The organism is Clostridioides sp. ZZV15-6383 (assembly GCF_020657735.1).
Lineage (GTDB): Bacteria > Bacillota > Clostridia > Peptostreptococcales > Peptostreptococcaceae > Clostridioides > Clostridioides difficile_D.
On sequence record NZ_JAGWCV010000060.1, the window covers coordinates 1 to 21,962 of the forward strand.

General features: G+C 27.0%; 19 protein-coding genes. 7 read left to right on the forward strand and 12 right to left on the reverse strand.

The features are described 5' to 3' along the window. Nucleotides 1-119: 119 nt before the first annotated feature. Nucleotides 120-218: a helicase RepA family protein gene (locus KGF42_RS16290; RefSeq protein ID WP_255643230.1), complete on the reverse strand. Its 99-nt coding sequence runs from the start codon at nucleotides 216-218 to the stop codon at nucleotides 120-122. A 277-nt stretch (nucleotides 219-495) separates the two neighbouring features. Between KGF42_RS16290 and KGF42_RS16295 the strand changes: the two genes are divergently transcribed. Next, nucleotides 496-1,683, forward strand: a complete 1,188-nt coding sequence (locus KGF42_RS16295; protein WP_227821213.1) for an SAM-dependent methyltransferase — start codon at nucleotides 496-498, stop codon at nucleotides 1,681-1,683. Nucleotides 1,684-1,821: 138 nt separating this feature from the next. Here the strand turns inward: KGF42_RS16295 and KGF42_RS16300 are convergent, their stop codons facing one another. From KGF42_RS16300 to KGF42_RS16315, 4 genes are all read right to left on the reverse strand, one after another. Continuing rightward, entirely contained in the window at nucleotides 1,822-3,048 is a 1,227-nt protein-coding gene (locus KGF42_RS16300; RefSeq protein WP_227821212.1) for an FAD-dependent oxidoreductase, read from the reverse strand. Further along, nucleotides 3,023-3,496 carry a 4Fe-4S dicluster domain-containing protein gene (locus KGF42_RS16305; protein ID WP_009895266.1) on the reverse strand — a complete coding sequence of 158 codons (474 nt, stop codon included), beginning with the start codon at nucleotides 3,494-3,496 and terminating at the stop codon, nucleotides 3,023-3,025. The genes KGF42_RS16300 and KGF42_RS16305 overlap by 26 nt, the downstream gene beginning before the upstream one ends. After that, nucleotides 3,489-5,390 carry an anaerobic carbon-monoxide dehydrogenase catalytic subunit gene (gene cooS, locus KGF42_RS16310; protein ID WP_227821211.1) on the reverse strand — a complete coding sequence of 634 codons (1,902 nt, stop codon included), beginning with the start codon at nucleotides 5,388-5,390 and terminating at the stop codon, nucleotides 3,489-3,491. The genes KGF42_RS16305 and cooS overlap by 8 nt, the downstream gene beginning before the upstream one ends. A 323-nt stretch (nucleotides 5,391-5,713) precedes the next feature. After that, a complete protein-coding gene (locus KGF42_RS16315) occupies nucleotides 5,714-5,923 on the reverse strand; it encodes a CapA family protein (RefSeq protein ID WP_227821214.1) in 210 nt (69 codons plus the stop codon). A gap of 392 nt (nucleotides 5,924-6,315) precedes the next feature. Here KGF42_RS16315 and KGF42_RS16320 point away from each other — a divergent pair, with 392 nt between their 5' ends. Next, nucleotides 6,316-6,486, forward strand: coding sequence for a DUF362 domain-containing protein (locus KGF42_RS16320; RefSeq protein ID WP_009888017.1), 171 nt, complete (start codon nucleotides 6,316-6,318; stop codon nucleotides 6,484-6,486). Between the two features lie 168 nt (nucleotides 6,487-6,654). Here the strand turns inward: KGF42_RS16320 and KGF42_RS16325 are convergent, their stop codons facing one another. Both KGF42_RS16325 and KGF42_RS16330 read right to left on the reverse strand, forming a co-directional pair. After that, nucleotides 6,655-7,194: an FmdE family protein gene (locus KGF42_RS16325; RefSeq protein WP_227821210.1), complete on the reverse strand. Its 540-nt coding sequence runs from the start codon at nucleotides 7,192-7,194 to the stop codon at nucleotides 6,655-6,657. 138 nt (nucleotides 7,195-7,332) lie between these two features. After that, nucleotides 7,333-7,965, reverse strand: a complete 633-nt coding sequence (locus KGF42_RS16330; protein WP_227821209.1) for a redox-sensing transcriptional repressor Rex — start codon at nucleotides 7,963-7,965, stop codon at nucleotides 7,333-7,335. Nucleotides 7,966-8,100: 135 nt separating this feature from the next. Here KGF42_RS16330 and abc-f point away from each other — a divergent pair, with 135 nt between their 5' ends. Continuing rightward, nucleotides 8,101-10,014 carry a ribosomal protection-like ABC-F family protein gene (gene abc-f, locus KGF42_RS16335; protein WP_227821208.1) on the forward strand — a complete coding sequence of 638 codons (1,914 nt, stop codon included), beginning with the start codon at nucleotides 8,101-8,103 and terminating at the stop codon, nucleotides 10,012-10,014. 15 nt (nucleotides 10,015-10,029) lie between these two features. Further along, nucleotides 10,030-11,406, forward strand: coding sequence for an MATE family efflux transporter (locus KGF42_RS16340; protein WP_227826692.1), 1,377 nt, complete (start codon nucleotides 10,030-10,032; stop codon nucleotides 11,404-11,406). A gap of 132 nt (nucleotides 11,407-11,538) precedes the next feature. Here the strand turns inward: KGF42_RS16340 and KGF42_RS16345 are convergent, their stop codons facing one another. After that, a complete protein-coding gene (locus tag KGF42_RS16345; RefSeq protein ID WP_227821206.1) occupies nucleotides 11,539-12,189 on the reverse strand; it encodes a cyclic nucleotide-binding domain-containing protein in 651 nt (216 codons plus the stop codon). Nucleotides 12,190-12,643: 454 nt separating this feature from the next. On the opposite strand from KGF42_RS16345, the gene KGF42_RS16350 reads away from it, so the two are divergent. The 3 genes from KGF42_RS16350 (at nucleotide 12,644) to KGF42_RS16360 (ending at nucleotide 17,640) form a co-directional block, all read left to right on the forward strand. Further along, nucleotides 12,644-14,656 carry a sigma 54-interacting transcriptional regulator gene (locus KGF42_RS16350; protein ID WP_227821205.1) on the forward strand — a complete coding sequence of 671 codons (2,013 nt, stop codon included), beginning with the start codon at nucleotides 12,644-12,646 and terminating at the stop codon, nucleotides 14,654-14,656. A 369-nt stretch (nucleotides 14,657-15,025) separates the two neighbouring features. Beyond that, entirely contained in the window at nucleotides 15,026-16,246 is a 1,221-nt protein-coding gene (locus tag KGF42_RS16355) for a M20 family metallopeptidase (RefSeq protein ID WP_227821204.1), read from the forward strand. A 44-nt stretch (nucleotides 16,247-16,290) separates the two neighbouring features. Next, nucleotides 16,291-17,640 carry an APC family permease gene (locus KGF42_RS16360; RefSeq protein ID WP_227826693.1) on the forward strand — a complete coding sequence of 450 codons (1,350 nt, stop codon included), beginning with the start codon at nucleotides 16,291-16,293 and terminating at the stop codon, nucleotides 17,638-17,640. 439 nt (nucleotides 17,641-18,079) lie between these two features. On the opposite strand, the gene KGF42_RS16365 is transcribed toward KGF42_RS16360, so the two are convergent. From KGF42_RS16365 to KGF42_RS16380, 4 genes are all read right to left on the reverse strand, one after another. Continuing rightward, a complete protein-coding gene (locus tag KGF42_RS16365; RefSeq protein WP_227826694.1) occupies nucleotides 18,080-20,587 on the reverse strand; it encodes an FtsX-like permease family protein in 2,508 nt (835 codons plus the stop codon). A gap of 8 nt (nucleotides 20,588-20,595) precedes the next feature. Further along, nucleotides 20,596-21,258: an ABC transporter ATP-binding protein gene (locus KGF42_RS16370; RefSeq protein ID WP_227826695.1), complete on the reverse strand. Its 663-nt coding sequence runs from the start codon at nucleotides 21,256-21,258 to the stop codon at nucleotides 20,596-20,598. Between the two features lie 119 nt (nucleotides 21,259-21,377). Further along, a complete protein-coding gene (locus KGF42_RS16375) occupies nucleotides 21,378-21,524 on the reverse strand; it encodes a hypothetical protein (protein WP_227826696.1) in 147 nt (48 codons plus the stop codon). Continuing rightward, nucleotides 21,502-21,780 (reverse strand): hypothetical protein, encoded by a 279-nt coding sequence (locus tag KGF42_RS16380; RefSeq protein WP_227826697.1) that lies wholly within the window; start codon nucleotides 21,778-21,780, stop codon nucleotides 21,502-21,504. Before KGF42_RS16380 ends, KGF42_RS16375 begins: the two co-directional genes overlap by 23 nt. Nucleotides 21,781-21,962 lie beyond the last annotated feature (182 nt).

Consider the following 21,962-nt stretch of genomic DNA (forward strand, 5'->3'; position numbering starts at 1 on the left):
CCAGCAATTCAAGTAGTATTGGATAGGTTCTATCCTATCTCTACATATAGGTTTCCCTATATGCTGACTATTTTAGCTACTAACTCATGACTAAAGTCACGAGTGTGCGTAGCTATTTTTTAATCAATTATATAATCTATATCATTTTCATAGGCGAACTCTAAAGCCTTAAAACTCTTACCTGTACCACTTGACCCAACCAAAGCATATACTTCCATCCCACAACTCCTTTATAAAATAGATTTAAGCTATTTACTGCAAAATTTTATTGTACTTTATAGATTAAAATTATTATATCATTAACAGTTGAATATTATATCCAATACGAAAATTCATAAGTAAAAAATATACTACAATATGAAATTCCTTTATAAAAGATAAATTTCCTTCAAATAAATAATTTATTGAAAAAAATTTTAATTTTTTAAAAAAAGGAATATAATATACTTTAAGCAAGTAAAACTTACTGGATTTACATTAGAAGGAGCTGGTAATATGAATATTACAAAAAATTTTTTAAGAGACTATTTAGAAAGATTTAGTGAAACACCATTTCTAGTTAGACCTAAAGATGGAGAAGAGTTTCTAATTGGAAATGGCTCTCCTCAGTTTAAAGTTATTATAAATAATGATATTAGTAAATCTGAACTACTAAAAAGTACATCTTTAGCACTTGGAGAAGCCTACATAAGTAGAGATATTGAAGTTGAAGGAGATTTATTCTTAACTTTGAATCTACTTTTAAAACAAATAGACAAATTTAATATTAATAATTCAGCTGTAAAACATCTACTACACTCATCAAATTCAATAAGACATCAAAAGAAAGAAATACATGCTCACTATGATATTGGTAACGATTTTTATAGCTTGTGGTTAGACAAGACACTTAGTTATTCTTGTGCATATTTTAGAAATGATAATGATACTCTTTATGAGGCTCAAGTCAACAAGGTTCACCATATATTAACTAAACTAAATCTAGAAGAAGGTATGAGTCTTCTTGATATTGGGTGTGGTTGGGGATTCTTACTAATAGAAGCAGCAAAAAAATATAAAATTCACGGCGTTGGAATTACGCTTAGTGAAGAACAATTTAAAGAATTTAATAAAAGAATTAAAGAAGAGAACCTTCAAGACTACCTTGAAGTAAAACTTATGGACTATAGAGAGCTCAAAAACTCAAACCTTATGTTTGATAGAGTTGTAAGTGTTGGTATGCTTGAACATGTTGGTAGGGAAAACTATGAACTTTTTATTAAAAATGTAAATGCTGTTCTAAAAGATAGTGGATTATTTTTACTTCACTATATAAGTGGTCTAAAGGAATCTTATGGAGACCCTTGGATAAAAAAATATATTTTCCCAGGAGGAGTTATTCCTAGTCTAAGAGAAATGATACATTTTTGTAGCGATTACAAATATCACACTATAGATGTGGAAAGTCTAAGATTACATTATGTAAAAACTTTACTATACTGGCAAAAAAACTTCTATGAGAATCTTCCAAAGATTAAAGAGATGTTTGATGATAAGTTTATAAGGATGTGGGATTTATACCTTTGCTCTTGTGCTGCTGCTTTCAACACTGGTATCATAGATATACATCAAATACTTTTCACTAAAGGTATAAAAAATGATTTACCTCTAACTAGAGAGTATATGTATAATTGTTCAAAATAATATTTTACAAATCGGATATAATTTAAACTTAATTACAAAAATAGAGCTATTTCTAAATAAGACTTCTTATTTTTTCTTATTTTAGAATAACTCTATTTATTGTTTTCTTACATTTACCAACTTTACTCTACATATACATTATACGCTATAACAGAATTCTCCATTTTCTTTTATATTAAAAAAGTCTGCATAACATACATCAAATATCCTATTTTCTAAATCATATATTTCAACTTTATTTTTTATTAAATAAGTTAGTACACCTACATATGAAATATCTCCTTGTATAACTGCTCCATAGATTACATTATCTTTAAAAACAAACTTTTTATAATCATTAATTCCATGTCTAGTTAATACTTTATAGCTATCATCTACAGGTGTATTCATTCCTATAGAAATAGTTGGTATGTCCATGAAATTCATACTATTTTTAAAAGCAAATTCATCTTCTACTTTTTTATCTTTTCCAGCCATATTATATGCAGCTACAATTCCTTGCTTTACTGCTAGAGGCCAAATAGCATTTTTACCTACAACATCTCCTGCTGCATATATATCCTTTTGTGTTGTTTGACACATATCATCTATTATTATACCTCTATCATATTCTATTCCTGTTTCATCTAAAAAATCTGCATTTGGTTTAACCCCTGTAGCTACAATTACCATATCTGCATTTAGAATTTCTCCATTTGAAAATGCAACACCTTTAACATTTTTACTGTTATCCAAGATAATTTCTTGTATTGATGCGCTTGGGTAAAATTTTACACCCTTTTCTTTAAACTTATTTTCATATACTGATGCTGTATATTCATCTAATTGTCTATCTAAAATATACTTTTCCATAAAAGCTACAGAAATATTTAATTGCTCATATTTAAATAATCCAACTAGTGCATCTATACCAACTAGGCCAGCACCTATTATAACTACATTTTTAGAGTTCTCTGCTTTTTGTTTTATTTTATAAATATCATCTATATTTCTCACAGAATATACAAAATTTCCATCTCTCAAGTTTTTTATAGGAGGAATAGCAGAAGATGCTCCTGTAGCTATTAAAAGTTTATCATAATTTACATTAATATCTTCTGTCTGAACTACTTTTTTATTTATATTTATACCTTTAACAGTCTTACCTGAAATCCAATTTACATTATTTTTCTCCATAAAGTCTTCATCAACAAAATTTATTTGTTTTAAAGTTCTGTGTTCAGATATAACATGATGTAACATACATCTTGAGTATATATTTTCATCTTTAGAAATTAATATTATATTTGAATCTTTATCTAATTCTCTTAATGTTTTTACTGCATTAATACCAGCAGCACTAGCTCCTAACACTACATAATTCATCATTTTCCTCCTTCTGTAATTCAATTGCTCCACTTGGGCAATTAGCTACACATCTAGGATATTCCTCATCTTTACACAAATCACATTTAAGTATGTTTTGCTTGCTTCTGTCATCTGGTTTTAATAATCCATATGGACAAGACATTACACACATATAACATGAACCACATTTTTCTTCATCATATGAAACGATTCCACTTTCACTATCTTTGTGCATTGCACCACTCATACATGCTAATACACATTCAGGTTCATCACAGTGTCTACAAAGAATTGGAACTGGATTATTATGTTTGCTATCTAATTCTATATGTCCTCTACTATCATTATCTATATTTTCTAAATCAAGAGTATACATGTCATAATCTTTATTGTGTTTTAGCATACATGCTAATACACAACTCTTGCATCCTGTACATAAATCTTTATTTATAAAAATTCTATGCATTACATTCCACATCCTTTAACCCTAAATTTTTTCTTCTGTCTATTATTATTTCTTCTAATTGATTAGCTGAAGATTTAGGGTCTGGATTCACTATAACATGTCCTCCTGTTAAGTCTTTTAGTTTTTCTGTTAATACTTCTGTTACTAATTTTCCTCCTGTTATAAATGGAGGTAAAGCTAAATGAAGAGGTAAACCAAGAGCAAGACCAAAAGCTCCATCAGCTAATGCCTGTTCTTCCAGCCATTGTGGTGCTGAAAGTACCAATGGTAATTGTGGTAAGTCAATTCCAAGCTCAGCTGCTAATTCTGTTGCTACTATTTCTAGTCTTCCTATAGCTAGACATGGTCCAAAGTTTAATACTGGTGGTATTCCTAGAGTCTTACATACTTCTTTTAAGTTTTCTCCTGCTAATTCTTCTGCTCCAGGTGACATAAGACCAACATTTTCTAGTCCTCCAGTAGAGCATCCTGCAGAAAGTACTATTATATCTTTTTTAATCAATTCTTTAGTAAGCTCAACAGTATTTACATCATGCCCTCCTGCTGTCATATTTGAACATCCTACAACAGCTGCAACACCTTTAATTTTTCCTTCTGCTATTAAATTAATAAGAGGCTTCCATGAATCTCCTAAAAACGCTTTCAGGTTCTTTTCACTTACACCAGTTAAAGATTGTTCAAATCCATGGTCTTTTGGTATATCTATTTCAACACTTCCTCTTCTCTCTTTATAAGATTCTAATGCTTTTTCTATTAAAGTGTTACTAAGTTCATCTAATTTACTTCTGTCTAAACCTATGTATTCTGCATTGGCTTTTTTAGCAACATCATCTAAACAAACCATTTTTACTTTATATTTATCTGCTATTGGTTCAAGACCTGGTATAGTACAGTTAAATTCTGAAAGAACTATATCTATTGCTCCAGTTGATAAAACAGCCTCGCTTGTAAAATTGTTACCAGCATGTCCAGCAAATACTTCTTGATAATGTTCTCCTCTTAATTGTAAATCTTGACCAACACATGTACATCCTACTAGCTTAAATCCTTTTGCACCAACAGATTGAGCTAATTTTATAACGTCTTCATCTTTTAATCTATCTTGGAAATTTGCAAATGTTGAATGTTGATGACCTGTTATCATTATATTTATGTAGTCTGGGTCTATTACATTAAATCCTACAGGAGCCATTCTTATAACTGGCTCTCCCAACATAACATCATTTAAAAGATTAGTTAGTGTAAGACCATATAATCCTGTTGATATACCTAAGTTCAAACAATTAACTAGCATGTCTACTGGGTCACTATTTAAATTTGTTGATGATTTTACTATTGCATCAAAAACTTCTGACTTTGCACCACCAGGCATTATACCTAACTCTTTCCACTTTTTCACTCTAGGCGCATAAGCTATTTTTTCTACTAATTCCATCTTATCATCTCTTGATTTATACAAATCATTGATAACTTTATCAGCAACCTTTATACATCTATCATACTTTTCATCACTTTCTATTCCAAACATTTCTGCTAATTGATTTAATGTTTTTTCTCCTTTAACAACACCTTTAGTTATTCCAACATTTTTTAAATTCTTAGCTGTATTTTCTACCACATGTAAATAACAAGCTGCTCCTGATGCTACTGCTCTTAAAAAGTTCCTTGCTACTATAGTGTCTGCATCTGCTCCACATATACCTCTTGGTGATTTAGGAGTTACTCTACATGGTCCATTTGAACAGAGTCTACAACAAACCCCCTGAAGTCCAAAACCACATTTAACTTTTTGATCTTCTGTTCTGTGAAATGCTGTTTCAACATCCTTTGACGCTACAAAACTTTCTAATTTCTTGTCTGCACTTTCGCACATTTTACAAGTGTTACAAGCCATTACAAATTCCCCCTTATATTTTTATATTAAAAAAGTAGATTAAATAGCTTTATTATAATTGACTATAATTTAACTATTTAATCTACTTTTTTAATACCACGATTTTCCATGCCTTAAACAAAATATAAATTATTAAAATAAATATATATATTTATTTTTTTTTACATTTTTATTTATTCAAATCTTTACTTATTTTTTCTAGTTTATTTAAAACTCTATCCTTCTCACTTCCATCCAATACTTTTGGTTGATAGTTATTTCTAGAGCTACTAGATGTTATTGCAGTTGGTATTATATTTGGCTCTTTAATTGAAGTTAATTTATTATCTGAAAAAGTAAAAGTTTGTTGATTTATATCCTAATAGACCCACCTTAATTCCTTTGACATCTACAACAGTATTTTTACCTAATCCAAAATAATTTATTTTATTCTCATCCAATATAAACTGTGTATCTTTCATTCCTTCTTCAAAATAATCTTCTGAATGATTATTTGCAACACCTACTGCCTCTACACTTCCAGATTTTAAAATATTTACATACCCTAGCTTTGGTTATTCTTAGAGTCTTTTTTAATAGTATTTTCCTTATTGGGATTATTAGAGCATCCTACTACAAATAACAATAGACTCATAATACATATTAAACCTCCTTTGTATTAGCAGATTTTAAAACAAAATATACTTTTTTAGAGTATAACATTTTTAAATATAATCAATAGACAACTTTTTAAATTTAATTTTATTTTTAAAATAAATTTCTTTAAAATAAATAAAAATATAAACAGATTAAATTTTATTGTAAAACTTTCAAACAAGAATATCATAATAAAGTTTTTGTTGTAGAATTAATTTAATTGTTATATTCAATAATATTTGTTATAATGTTATTGAATTACAATACATATAAAAGGGAGGATTTCAAAATGGCATATAAAATTACTGACGCTTGTATAAGCTGTGGTGCTTGTGAGGCTGAATGCCCTGTTAGCTGTATATCAGCTGGAGACGACGCATATGTTATAGATGCTGGTTCTTGTATAGACTGTGGTTCTTGTGCAGGAGCTTGTCCTGTAGATGCACCTCAACCAGAATAATAATTCGTTATTCATAAAGAGACTGATTTTATTTTTTAGATACTAATCAGTCTCTTTTTAATTATGTATGGTTCAAGTAATATCATTTATATGTTTTATTATAGTTGCTATCTAATTTATCTTAAAATACTGTTAACACATATCTAATACTTTTAATTTAATATAACTTTAATCCTCTTCATAGAATCTTTCATATTTATCAAAACAATCAAGACATACTTTTTTATCTTCTTGAATTCTTATGTATTGCTCAGAAGCAAATTCACCACATATTTCACATTTAAGAGATTTAAATATTCTTGCTTTTTCAGGAAGCCTTAACTTCGTATCTGTAATCTCAAATATTTCTTCAAAATCACTTTCTAATAAGTATTTCTTATATCCTTCTCTATCCATATCAAATGGTTTTGACTTTACATATATTCTTATTGCTTTTCCATTCTCTCTATTAAAGAAGTGATATACTGATTTTCCAGTCATCCTAAGTAGTAAATTCCCTTTACCCATTGTACAACTTAGAACTACTTGTATCCCATCTATTCCACAAGCATCATTTTCAGAAATACATACAACTTCCTCATCTCCTGATTGTTTACATCCCAAACATTCTCTTGCTGCAAGTGCTGCTTTAAATCCTATAGCTAAACCTGGACATTCATGACCATGAAATTCAATTGCTTTTTTCCATAATTCCTCCACAAAAATCACTCTCCCTAATATTGTTTATTTGCATACATTCTTTAAATTTTTATCCTAATATTTCAAAAAGCCAGAGGATTTAATATTAAATCTTCTGACTTTCTCAATACTCTTCACAACTATTTATTATTAATATTTTTATGTTGTCTACTTTCCTTCTTTCATTAAATACGATAAAGTAAATAAGCTTTCTGTTAGGTTTACATTTTCAACTATAACACCTTTCGGAACCTCTAAATCTAATGGTGCAAAATTCCACACGCCTTTGATTCCAGCTTTTACAACTCTATTAATAACTTCTTGTGCTCCATTTTTAGGTATACATAATACAGCAATATCTATATTATTGTCTTTTATAAAGTCTTCTAAAGTATCTGAATCTAATACTTCAAATTCTCTTATCTTTAAACCTATCATTCTAGGATTTGCATCAAACAAAGCTTTTATCTCGAATCCAGCTTTTCTAAACCCTGCATAATTGGCTATAGCTTGTCCTAAGTTACCTGCTCCTACAAGAACTGCGTTGTATGGTCGATCCAATCCAAGAATTTTACCTATCTCAGTATGAAGAGCTTCTACATTATAACCATATCCTTGTTGTCCAAACCCACCAAAGTTGTTTAAATCTTGTCTTATTTGAGAAGCGGTAAACCCTATTATATCACTCAATTCTTTAGAAGATATTCTTTGTATATCCCTATCTAATAAGTCTCCAAGATATCTATGATATTTTGGGAGCCTTCTTATAACTGCCATTGATATATTTTTATTTCCCAACATCTTCACCTCCTAAAAGTGTCCTCTTTTTTGTTTGATTCACAATAAAATATTTCTTTTTCAAAACTAATACATATAACCTTGATTATATTATATCAAAACATTATAATTTTAGATAGTTCAAGGAGGTAGAAATTTATGATTGTTTTGTCATGTAATAACTTAAATAAAAGTTTTGGTATAGATTCTATATTAGAAAATATTAGTTTTACAGTAAATGAAGGCGATAAAATTGGCATAATCGGCGTTAATGGTACTGGAAAAACTACTTTATTTAAAATAATTTCAGGAATTTATGGCTATGATAGTGGAGATATTTACACTTCTAAAGATTGTGAAATCGGATATTTAGAACAAAATACTAATTTTTATTCGGATAATACTATTTTGGAAGAAGTGTTAGAAGTTTTTAAAAATTTGATAGAGATGGAATCCTATTTAAGAGAATTGGAGGTTAAAATATCTGAAGAAAGTACAAAAACAAACTCTCCAATTCTAGAAAAAATCATGGATGAATATTCACATAAACTAGAATTATTTTCAGATTTAAATGGATATGGATATAAATCTGAAGCAAAAGGAGTTTTAAAGGGATTAGGATTTAGTGACAATGATATGGATAAGCCAATAAGCATACTTTCTGGTGGTGAAAAAACCAGAGTTCTTTTAGGAAAATTACTTCTTAAAAAACCAACCCTATTGTTACTTGATGAACCTACTAACCACTTAGATTCTGAGGCGATAGAATGGTTAGAAGTATTTTTAAAACAATATAAAGGTACTGTTATGTTAATATCTCATGATAGATATTTCTTAGACCAATCTGTAAATAGAATTTTTGAAGTTCATAATAAAAAACTTAAAGTATATAATGGTAATTATTCTAAATTTGTTGAGTTATCTAGGGTAGAAAAAGAACTAGAGCTTAAGAAATTTGAAGACCAACAAAAAGAAATAAAAAAACAAGAAGAATCAATTGAAAGGCTAAAAGCTTATGGTAGAGAAAAACACTTAAAACGTGCAAGAAGTAAAGAAAAAGCATTGGATAAAGTAGATGTTTTAGATAAACCAGAAGCTTATAGAAAAAAAGCTCGTATACAATTTACTCCTTCTGTCCAAAGTGGCAATGATGTTCTTCAAATCAGAGATGTGTCTATGGGCTATGGAGAAAGAATACTTTTTAAAAACTTGGACTTAGATATATATAGAGGAGAAAAAGTTGCTCTTATCGGTGCAAATGGTATTGGTAAATCTACATTATTTAAAATAATAACTAATGAACTACAGCCTCTTAGTGGTGCTATTAAATTTGGAGCTAATGTCCATGTTTCTTACTTCCATCAGGAACAAAAAACTCTTAATTTAGATAACACAATAATTGATGAGATTTGGGAAAATAATACTCATCTTACTCAAACTACTTTGAGAAATATGTTAGGAGCATTTTTATTTGTTGATGAAGAAGTTTTTAAGAAGATATCTACATTAAGTGGTGGGGAAAGAGCTAGAGTTGCTATACTTAAACTCATACTATCAAATGCAAATTTATTATTATTAGATGAGCCTACTAACCATCTAGATATTGATTCTAAGGAGGTTCTTGAAGAGGCATTAACTAATTATGATGGTACTATATTTACAATCTCACATGATAGATATTTTTTAAATACTGTTGTTGATAAGATTTTAGTTTTAGACGAAAATGGAGTTACTGAATACCTAGGAAATTATGATTATTATATTGATAAAAAAAGGCAAGTCCAAGAGATGAGTGTTATAGAAGAAAAGGATGAGAAAACTAGAACTCAAATAAAAGATGAAAAAAGAAAAGAAAGAGAACAAAGAGAATTAGAAAAGAAAAACAGACTAAAAAGACAAAATATAGAAAAAGAAATTGAAAAATTAGAGCTTAAAATTGAAGAGTTAGATATACTTTTATGTCAAGAAGAAGTATACTCTAATCCAGATAGAGCTAAGGAAGTTAGTCAAGAAAAAATTAATTTAGAAAATAACCTTACCTCTCTATATGATGAGTGGGAAGAATTTATGTAAAAAGGAGAGGATTATTTGCAAGAACTATTTTCTTTAAAAGACGAAAATAAAAGATTTTATAAAATACTTCTATCTTTATGTATACCTATTATTATACAGAACTTAATTTCTACTTCTGTAAACGTAATAGATACTGTTATGATAAGTAGTTTGGGGGAAACATCTGTAGCTTCAGTTGGAGTTGCAAACCAATTTTTCTTTCTTTTTAACATGTCCTTATCTGGTATTACAGGAGGCGCTGGAGTTTTTATTTCACAATTTTATGGAAAGAAGGATGTTGGCAATATAAGAAAAGTCACAGGTCTTACTTGTATATTAGCAATTGTCTTAAGTTTTGTATTTGTTATTCCTGCTTTACTAACACCAAAATCAATTATACACATATTTTCTTATGATTCAGAAGTTGTAAAACTTTGTATAGATTACTTTAGTATTGCAGTATTTAGTTATCCGTTAATAGCTATAAGTACAGTATTTAGTACTGGTTCTAGGGGTGTTAGAAACCCTAAGTTAGGTATGATTTGTAGTGCATTTGCTCTTGTAACAAATGTTATTTTAAATTATGGATTTATATTTGGTAACTTAGGTCTTCCTGCATTGGGTGTAAAAGGAGCTGCTCTAGCTACTGTTATTGCTAGAATATGTGAACTAATTTTAATGATTACTTATGTTTACTTTTATAAAAAAGACTATATATTAAAGTTTGGTCTAAAAAATCTAAAAGCTATTGATAAGATTTTTATAAAATCTTTTTCATCAAAAAGCTTTCCTATATTTGTAAATGACTCTGTATGGGCAGTTGGAACTGTCCTGTATTCTGTCGCATATGCAAGAGCAGGTACTTCTGCTATAGCAGCAAGTCAGATAGCAACTAGTACAGGTAATTTCTTTATAATGACTGCTGTATGTATTGCATCTGGTGCATCTATTATGCTTGGAAATGAACTTGGAGCTGACCATATTAAAAGAGCTATTGAATATGCTAAAAAGTTTTCTATACTTGTATTTTTGGCTGGTTTAATACTTGGAATTATTTTAATTTTAAATATCCCATTATTATTAAAAATGTTTAGTGTTTCTGATAGCTTATCTTCTAATATAACTAAGATATTCTTTATAATGGGAATGCTAATGGCTCTTAAATCCTTTAATACATTAGTTATAATTGGTATTTTAAGAAGTGGAGGAGATACTAAATATGCTCTATTTTTAGAATTAGGATGTATGTGGTTAGCTTCTATTCCTCTAACTTTTATAGCTGCATTTAATGGTGCACCTATATTTATACTCGTCCTACTTACTTATAGCGAAGAAGTTGTTAAGTTTATATTTGGTGTTCCTAGAGCCTTATCTAAAAAGTGGGCTATTAATATAGTAAAGGAAATTGACTAATAGCAATACATTATAAATATATAATATTTCTAAACAGTCTCATTGAAAACAATTAAAGTATTTTTGATTTTCAGTGAGACTACTTCTGTTTTTGTAGAAATTATTATACCTTTCTTAATTAAATAATACTCTTTATTCATCTTCTAAAAATTCTTTTACTTCAAATGCCAATCTATGTAATTCATCATAATTTAAAATTTCATATGTGTTATCAATTTTTCTTACTACTCCTTTTTCAGTTAACTTCAACAGAGAATGGTATCTACTCTTTCTACTAATTGAATAGATTTCACTGAAATTACGAATAGCTCTTATATTGCAGCTATTATTTTCTTGTTTGTTTAGTACACAATAGGCAATAACTTCTGTACAAGAAAACAACTCTCTTACCATTCTAGTTTTATACAGTTCATATATCCTTCTTGTACATTTTCTGTGAAATAGTGCAATAAAATCTGGTTTAAGATAAAATTCTTCAAATATATTTTTTTCAAATCGAAATAATTTTATATTAGTCTTTGCAAATATATCGCATTTCAAGTTATGTTCATATATATAACTTATTTTACCTATAAATTCATTTTCAGGTACAATATCAACAAGAAATTTATTTCCTCCTCTGGTAGTACATTCCACTAAAGCAACTCCCTCTATTATAAAAAATACTTCTTGTAAGTCTTTATCTGATGCTACAAATCTTTGACCCTTTTTATATTCAATAATTGATACTTGATTTAAATTATTTTTAATAATTGGATATATGCTTGTTTTTTCTGCTTTCATCAAAGCTACCTCCTTTATACTATATTGTATAAAATATTTTAATTTATATGATTTTAACAAAAGACATTATTACAATTAAGTTAAGCTTGACAAATCTATTCTACTCACGCAGAATAAACTTATACATATATATTTTCATATATTATTTATTTTAATATAATTCTATATTTATAAAATTATATTATCAATAGAATTTATTGAAATAAATTTTTTTGGGTGTATATTATAATTTAATCGAATAAAAATGAAAAATATACATACAGTTTTAATTTTAAGCAACAATTAGGGGGATTTGGTGACAAGATTTAATTATAAGAAGGAAAGTGTCTTAATGTGACTTTTATAAAGTCATTATAGACACTTTCTTTTTTATTTGATAAATTTAGATTATCAAAATTAGATAACTTTATACAACTATTTTGTTTAAGACTATTTATTATATAAGGAGAAATCAATGAAAAAATCAGTGGCTCTGGTAAATGATAGTAGAAAAGATTTAATAGATTTTTTAGAAAATAATTTAAAATTAGTTTTTGGAGATTATATAAATATTAACAGATACTTTATAGATGAGATAAATGACAATGATATTATAAACGATGATGTGATATTAGTAATGTCAGTAGAAAGATTAGACAAAATTATAAATAATATATTAGAGAAGAAAAAAGTTATTGTTATAAGAAGAACTTTTAAGGAAGATAAAATATATAATTTATTATCTTTGCCACAAGGTACAAATGCTCTAATCGTAAATGATTCTGATGAAACTACTCTAGAAACCATAAGTTTGTTTTATAAAATTGGAGTAACTAATATTAGACCAATCCCATATATGAATGATAATAATTATAAAGATATAAAAATAGCTATAACTCCAGGAGTTCCAGAAAAAGTGCCTAGCTTTATCTCAGATATATTTGATTTAGGTCATAGATATATAGATATCTCCACATTTATAGAAATAATAAATTTATTACAAATTGATTCTAAGGAAATACAATCTAATCTAGTTAAATACTCAGAAGAAATAATAAGTTTAGATACTGGTATAAAAGATAAATATAAAGAACTATTTTTAAAGATAGAAGAATTGGATACAATATTAAATTTATCAAAGGATGGTATATTATTTACTTCAAAAGATGGTGAAATAAATACATATAATAGTAAAGTAAAAGATATTTTAGACATAAAAGAGGATATATATGGAAAACACATTGAGGAAATATTTATAGATAGTTTAAAAGTTTTATTGAGTGAAAAAGAAATACTAGACAAGGTTGTTATATTCAATAAGAAATATATAAATGTAAATAAAAAAAATATATATAATAGAGATGAAAAAATGGGTACATATTATAGTTTACAAGAAATAACATACATAAAAAAACTAGAACAAAACCTCACTAAAAAATTAAGAGAAAAAGGACAAATAGCAAAATATACGTTTAAGGATATAAAAACAAATAGTCCCAAGATGCTTGAATGTATAGATTTAGCTAAAAAAGTTTCTAAGTCTGACTTAAGCATACTTATCAGAGGTGAAAGTGGGACTGGTAAAGAGCTCATAGCCCAATCTATACATAACAACTCAAATAGAAAAAATCAACCTTTTATAGCAGTAAATTGTGCAGCTGTTCCTGAAAACTTATTAGAAAGCCAGTTATTCGGATATGACAAAGGAACTTTTACTGGAGGTCTAAAAGATGGAAAACAAGGATTATTTGAACTTGCTAATAATGGAACAATATTCTTAGACGAAATAGGAGATATGCCCTTAGAATTACAAACAAAACTACTTAGAGTTCTTCAAGAAAAACAGATAATGCCAGTTGGTTCTCATAATGTAATTAATATAGATGTTAGAATCATATCTGCTACAAATAAAAACTTAGAACAAATGATTGATAATAGCCAATTTAGGGAGGATTTATATTATCGATTAAATACAATTCCAATAAATATACCTCCTCTAAGAGAAAGAAAAGAAGATATATTAATTATTATGGAAGATTTAATTAATAAAAAATTAATAATTACACCAGAGGCAAAAAAACTTATACAAAACTATAAGTGGAAAGGTAATATAAGAGAACTTCAAAATGTAACATCTTATTTAAATATTATGTGTGATGATATTATATTAGAGAAAGATTTACCTCCAAATTTAAGAACTTTAAATAACAAAAATACATCATTAAAATTAAAATATAATAAGAATGATATATTAAGTATATTAGAGATACTAATTTTAAATAAGGAATCAGATGTTGGTATTGGTAGGGGATTAATCTTAAAGACACTGCTCAATAAAAACCTTCAAATTACAGAAGGAAAAATTAAAAAAATATTTGAATATCTAAAAAAAGAAGAACTTATAGTCTGTGGTTCAGGAAGATATGGAAGTAAAATAACCCAAAAGGGAGAAGCGTTTTATAATAAATTAAAATATGAAGATTCATAAATTTATAACCTGTTAAATAAAAAAATCTATTCAGGAACAAAATGCTCCTTCAATAGATTTTTTTATTTTTTAAGTATACAGATATTGTAATTTGTTTTGTACATAATTAATAGGAATTAATAGGAATAGGATAAATGTTTTAATTCCTATTTTCTTTATATAAGTTATCATTTAAGATAATTTTTCTCTAAAATAATATTTTTCACTGAAAATTGCAACTATACAATCATTTTTTATATTTTACATGTAAATAAATGATTATTTTTATTCAATATTCTTATAAAAAATAAAATTATTTTGTCAAAACTTATGGCATAATAATTGCTAATTATATTAACCAAACAATAAAAAGCAATTGGGGGAATAAAAATGCAACAGGCTTTAAAATTAGAATATCAAACTAAGGAACTGGGAAAAGATTTTGTGATAGAAAGCTGTAATTCTATAAAACCGTGGCTACTAAATATAAGAAGAGAATTACACAAAATTCCAGAACTAGCTCTTGAAGAAAACCTTACTAAGCAGAAAGTTATTTCTTATTTAAAAGAAATAGGAATTGATTATATGGAATTTACAAAACACAATGGAATTATGGCATATATTTTAAAAGAAAATGCAAATAAAACCATTTGTATAAGAGCAGATATGGATGCCCTTCCTATCGAAGAAGAAAACGATATACCGTATAAATCAATACATCCTGGGAAAATGCACGCTTGTGGTCATGATGCACATACAACAATACTACTTGGAGCATGTAAAGTTTTACATTCAATAAAAGATAGACTAAATGTAAATGTAAAGTTCCTATTTCAACCAGCAGAAGAAGGTTTTGGTGGAGCAAAATTCTTAGTTGAAGATGGATGTTTAGAAAATCCTAAAGCTGATTATATATTTGGACTTCATGTTATGCCACATATTGAAACAGGATTTATTGAAACAAAATATGACACATTAAATGCTAGTGTTGACACTATAGAAATAAATGTCAAAGGTAAAAGAGCTCATGGTGCATATCCTGAAAATGGTATTGATGCAATAGTTACAGCTTCACAAATTGTTACATCATTACAAACTATAATAAGTAGAAACTTAGAACCAAACAATGCTGCTGTTTTAACTATAGGTAAAATATATGGTGGTGACGCACACAATGTAATATGTGAAGATGTAAAACTAGAAGGTACTTTAAGAACTTTAAATAGTAAAACAAGAAACTTTATGATTGATAAGATAGCCAAAATTGTTGAAGATACTGCATCTGCGTTTGGTTGTGTTGGGACATTGCATGTAAGTGATGAAAATTACCCTGCTGTTATAAATGAAAAAGAATTAGTAGACACTGTTATCTCAAGTACTAAAGAATTACTTGGAGAAGAAAACTTTATATTAAGACCAAACCCTTCTTTAGGTGGTGAAGACTTTTCTTTTTACACAGAACATTGCAAAGGAGCATTTTTCCATTTAGGATGTAAAAATGAAGAAATGGGATTAATTTCACCTCTACATACCTCTAGCTTTAATATAGATGAGGATTGTCTGCCAATAGGTGTTATGATGCATGTAATGAATACTTTATATTTTAATTAATACATTTATACATTTGTTAATAAAAGAATAGGAGATAAATTAATATGGAAAAAGCTAAAAAATTAGGGTTATTTAGTATGATATTATTAGGAATTAATAGCATAATAGGTTCAGGTATATTCTTACTACCAGGTAAAGTTTATAATCTAGCAAGTCAAAACAGTATATTTATATATATTTTTGCTACAATCTTAGTTCTATCAATACTTTTATGTTTTGCAGAAGTTGGAAGTATGTTTGATAAAAACGGAGGTGCATATCTATACTCCAAAAAAGCTTTTGGAGATTTTATAGGATTTGAAGTTGGTACAATGTCTTGGGTTATCAGGATTATATCATGGTCTACTCTAGCAGTCGGATTTGCAACAGCTTTAGGTTCATTTTGGCCAGAAGCTGCCACTGAATACAAAGGTTATATAGCTGCAGCACTAGTAACATTACTTTCAATAAATAGCTTATTTGGAATTAAAAGTACAAAGATAATGAATAATGTAATAACTATAGCTAAATTAGTACCATTAATAGTTTTCGTAATAGTTGGAATATTCTTTATAAAATTTGGAAATATTGTCCCTTCAGGCAATCTAGTTAACTCTAGTATGGGACCAGCCATCATATTGGTATTTTACGCATTTACTGGATTTGAATCATTTATCGTAGCAAGTGGAGAAATGGAGAATCCAAAAAAAAATCTTCCAATTGCATTAATAACTACAATATTTATATGTGCAATGATTTATATCTTAATTCAAGTTGTCTGTATGGGTATACTGGGAGATAAACTATTTGAAAATAGTATTCCAATTGCAGATGCTTCAAGTGTATTTTTAGGTAACTATGGTAAGGTCTTTATATCTGTAGCAACATTAATATCTATATTTGGTATAAATATAGGTTCTTCAATAGTAACTCCTAAATGTGGTTCTTCTCTAGCAGAAGAAGGTTCTCTTCCAGCATTTATAGGAAAAACAAATAAATATGATGCTCCATATGTAGCAATAATAATATCTTTAATTTGCTGTATACCACTTGTACTGACTGGAAGTTTTGAACAGCTTGCAGTAATGAGTGTAATTGCAAGATTTGCTCAGTATATACCAACTTGTTTGTCAGTAATAGTTTTAAGAAAAAGAAAAGATATTCAGGCTTCTTTCAAGATTCCTTTTGGTCCTGTTATACCAACAGTAGCTATTTTAGGTAGTTTATGGTTATTACAACAAGCTTGGGTGGAAGATATGGCAAAACCTATAACTCAAAATAGAGTTTTAATAGGATTGGGAGCAATGTTATTAATAGCACCTCTATATATACTTATGAAAAAAAATAAGGGAATTAAGCATGAAAATAAATCAGAAGATTCAAAATTATATATTTCAAGAGAAAAGATTCAATAATATTTTATAAACTATTTAGAAACTTATTTTTCTAATACCATAGAAATAGTTAAAAATGACCTAAATTTTGTTATTTATACATAACTTAGGTCATTTCTTTCAAGGGCCTGTTAAATATTTTAATATCACTTATCATATTTATAATACTTAATATTTGTTCATACAAGTTTTATAATAAACAAGATTTTTATATTATCAATAATTCTCAGGTTACACTTATTATTAGGCTTGTGTTAAAACGACAATAGGTTTAACAGTAGAGTTTTTATTAAACCAATATTTATATTTGCTATGCATTGTTGTACTCCTTTACACCATCCATATAACTTGGATAACTTATTTTATTTTTATTTCTAAACTCTTTAAAATCAATATCTATACCACTATCAATAATTGCAATCGAATTCATACAAAACCTCCTTAATTTATGGGCTGTTTCTTATAAAGTCTTTATTTCTTCTATAAAATTTTCATTTTGAATTTTATTCAATGTTTTTAATGTAGTTATCATAATTATAGATACTAAAATAAATACTATTAGGATAATAGCCCCTATAAATTTCAAATTTATTAAATTGATACTTTCAAAAGGTTTTATTATTATACTTCTTACAATTAAAATAGGTATTATAGATATAAAAAAGCTTACTATAATATATATATAACTTTCCAATTTAACAATTTTATTTATTTCATGTTTTGATATCCCTATTCCTCTAAATAGTGCAAATTCTCTACTTCTGCTATTAATACTAGTAACTATAGTATTGCAACAATTGAATAAAGACAATATAGCTATAATTCCAGTTACTAATACCATAATTAGTGTTTTTTGATTATCAATTTTTTCATATTCAGCTGTTTCAGCTTTATAGGGAATTAAAATTCCTTTATTTGTTTTTTCTGTTATTTTATTTAATTCACTTTCAACATATTTATCATTAGCTAATTTACTTGTCCATATGTCAAATCTTTCATAAGATGATATTCCTGTAAACTTATTGAATTGATTTGTTGATATTACTCCACCAAATTCAGCTCCTACTTGTGAAGTTACTGGTAATGTAGTTATAATTCCACATACTATAAATTCTTGAGATATTGTTTTAGTGAAATTGTTTGTTTTTGAATCTATAATATCAAAATATACTTTTATCCTATCTCCTTTTTTTATATTAAGCGAATCACTAGATTTCTTTGTTATATACAGATATGGTTGTTTACTAAATTTATCTATATTTTCCTTTCCATTTATCAAGAAATCCTCTAGTATATCTGTATCTTCTATTCCTAAAAATTCAAAAGAATTATTATATACTTTAATTCCATCTTTCACTTCTGATCTAGCTTCAATATTATCTTTATTATTTTTCCAATAATCAGAATTCTTATTTATATTTTTATCATCAATTTTTATATTAAACCACTTATGCCTATACGAATTTACTTTTGTTACACCATCAATATCTTTTATATCTTGTAGTACATTTTTATCATAGCCTTTATTGTTTGAATGTATAGTACTTATATCAATATTATGTAATAGATAATCTCCTTGGATCCAATATTTTAATACACCATCATTCAAAAAATTACTAGTAGACTTTGTATATATTGTTGCCATTAAGAAAAATATAATTACCATTGATGCTATAGATAAATTTGTACGTTTCTTATTTCTTTGTATATTTTTTGATGCTATGTTACCATAGTCTTTGAAAAGCTTTATCATAAATTTATTTATAAAAGAGTTTTGTTTTATATTCACTTTTTCATTAGTTCTTCTTATACAAATCATTGGATCAGTTTTAACTGCTAACATAAGGGGTTTTGAAACTGATATTATTATAGTTCCTAAACTTAATAATATAGAAATTATGTATGTATTTATATAGTTATGGTTTTTGATAGAATTTATATAGTTGATATTGTATATTACTCCTATAACATACTCCCTCGATAAACTAGCTATTATCCCACCTAAAATTAGCCCTATAGAGATACTTACAATAGAATATATAGATACTTCTAAAATCATTATTTTAAAAATATCATTTGGATTAAATCCTAACGCCCTAAATATCCCAAAATCCTTTATCCTATTTGATACTAATATATAAAAAATATTATAAATTAATAATATGGTTGCTAGTGCTAGCACTATATTAACTATTATATAAGGTATTTTTAAATTCATACTATCAGATATAGCTATTAATAATTCATTATTAAAATAAATATTATTCTCATTTAAATTTCCATTTTTAATAAGTTTTTGTGATTGTTTTTGTATATTTTTTTCCTTTTTAAAAGTGAACATAACTTGATCATATTTATTTTTAATAGGAATATTCTTGATAGCGCAATCGTTACTTATAAGTCCAATTGATGTTCCTTGAGCTTTTAAAATAGGATTACTATTTAGGATACCAGTTATTTTGAACTCTTTTTTACCAGTATATAAATCTTCTTGATTTATACTTTGTCTTCTATAATCTAATGTTATCCTTTTTCCTATAGGATTTTTTATCTTTTTTTGTTTAATATACCAGGAATCTATAGCAATTTCATTTTCATCTACTGGTAATTTACCTTTTTCTAGTGTGTAAATATCATTTAGTTCTTCAGCAACTTTATCCTGAGATAGGATTTGTAGTGTTTGACCTTTACCAATATCACTAATTCCTAAAAGCATTGACTTTCCAACTTTATCTATACTTGTGTCATTTTCTATATATTTTATTTCTTCGTCCTTTGGATTGATATATTGTACATGTTTTAATGTAAATTCATTTTTAGCTTGATTTATCATTAAGTTTGTGGCGTCTTCGCTTATTATATTCATAATTAAAAACAATGCTGTCGAAATTATAATACTTACAATTATTAATAATGTATTTTTCTTATTTCCCATTATATATTTTTTTACAATATAATTAAGTTTCATAAATCTACCTACTCTCTTATAAATCCATCTTCTATTTCTATAACTCTATCAGCATATTTTGTTATATCTATATTATGTGTTATCATTATTATTGTCTGATTATATTTTTTTTGAGATTCTTTTAATAAACTTAATACATCTGACTCTGTCTTTGTGTCTAAATTTCCAGTAGGCTCATCAGCAAATACAATTGATGGTTTATTTACAAGTGCCCTTGCTATTGCTACTCTTTGTTGTTGCCCACCTGATAATTGATTTGGCAAATACATTCTTCTATCTTTTATTCCTAGTAACTCCATCAATTCATTAATATAAGCTTCATCTTTATTTTTTATATTTATAGTTGGTAGTTTTATATTTTCTTCAACAGTTAAAACTGGAATCAAATTATATGATTGAAATATTAGTCCCAACCTTTCTTTACGTAATGCAGATTTTTTCTTTTCATCAAGAGATGATATATTTATATTATCAATAATTACATCACCACTTGTTGGGGTTTCAAGCCCTGCCATTATGTGTAATAAAGTACTTTTCCCACTTCCACTTTTACCTACTATCACAACAAATTCTCCATTATTTATTTTTAGATTTATTTGATTTAACGCCCTCACTTCTGTTTCCGATTTACCATATATTTTATTTAGGTTTTTTATCTGTAAAATACTCATAATTTACTCCTTGTTTGACATGTTATTTACACTTATCAATTTTATAGCTTCACACTTGCATATACATCTATAAGCTTATCTTTATAATATATTTTTGTTGTAGAGCTTTTATTTCCTATCTAAACCCAACGTCCACAACCAGCTAAACAGTTTCCATCAAATCTACTTCTTAAATAATCCATTATAGTCCATATATCTAACTTTACCAAAAGTTCGCCATCAGATATTGTTATATTTTTAGGACTAAGTTGTAATATTTTTATCAATTATAGAAATCATATCCTCTGTACTTAGTTCATCCTTCAAAGTTGAGGTAGTTAAATCACAACAACAATGTGTACATGATAAGTTACATCTTTCAGTTATAATAAAATAAACACTTTCAATTTTTCTAGTAAAATTATATTTTTTATTTATTAATATTCTTTCATTACATAAACATTTAATAAGATTATCAAAATATAACCTACTATCTTTGGCAAGTTCAAAACAATCTAATATATCATTATGACTTAAATTCATGTTTTATATGATATAAATTTTTAAGATAGGATTTAACAACGATTATAATAATATTTATTTATATTTCTGATTTAAACATTATTTGATTTGAATTGGCTATTAAATAAATAAATTAAGACTAAATTTTCATTATATTTTTAATTTATTCAATTAAATTTTAGCATAGTTACATAAAATAGTAT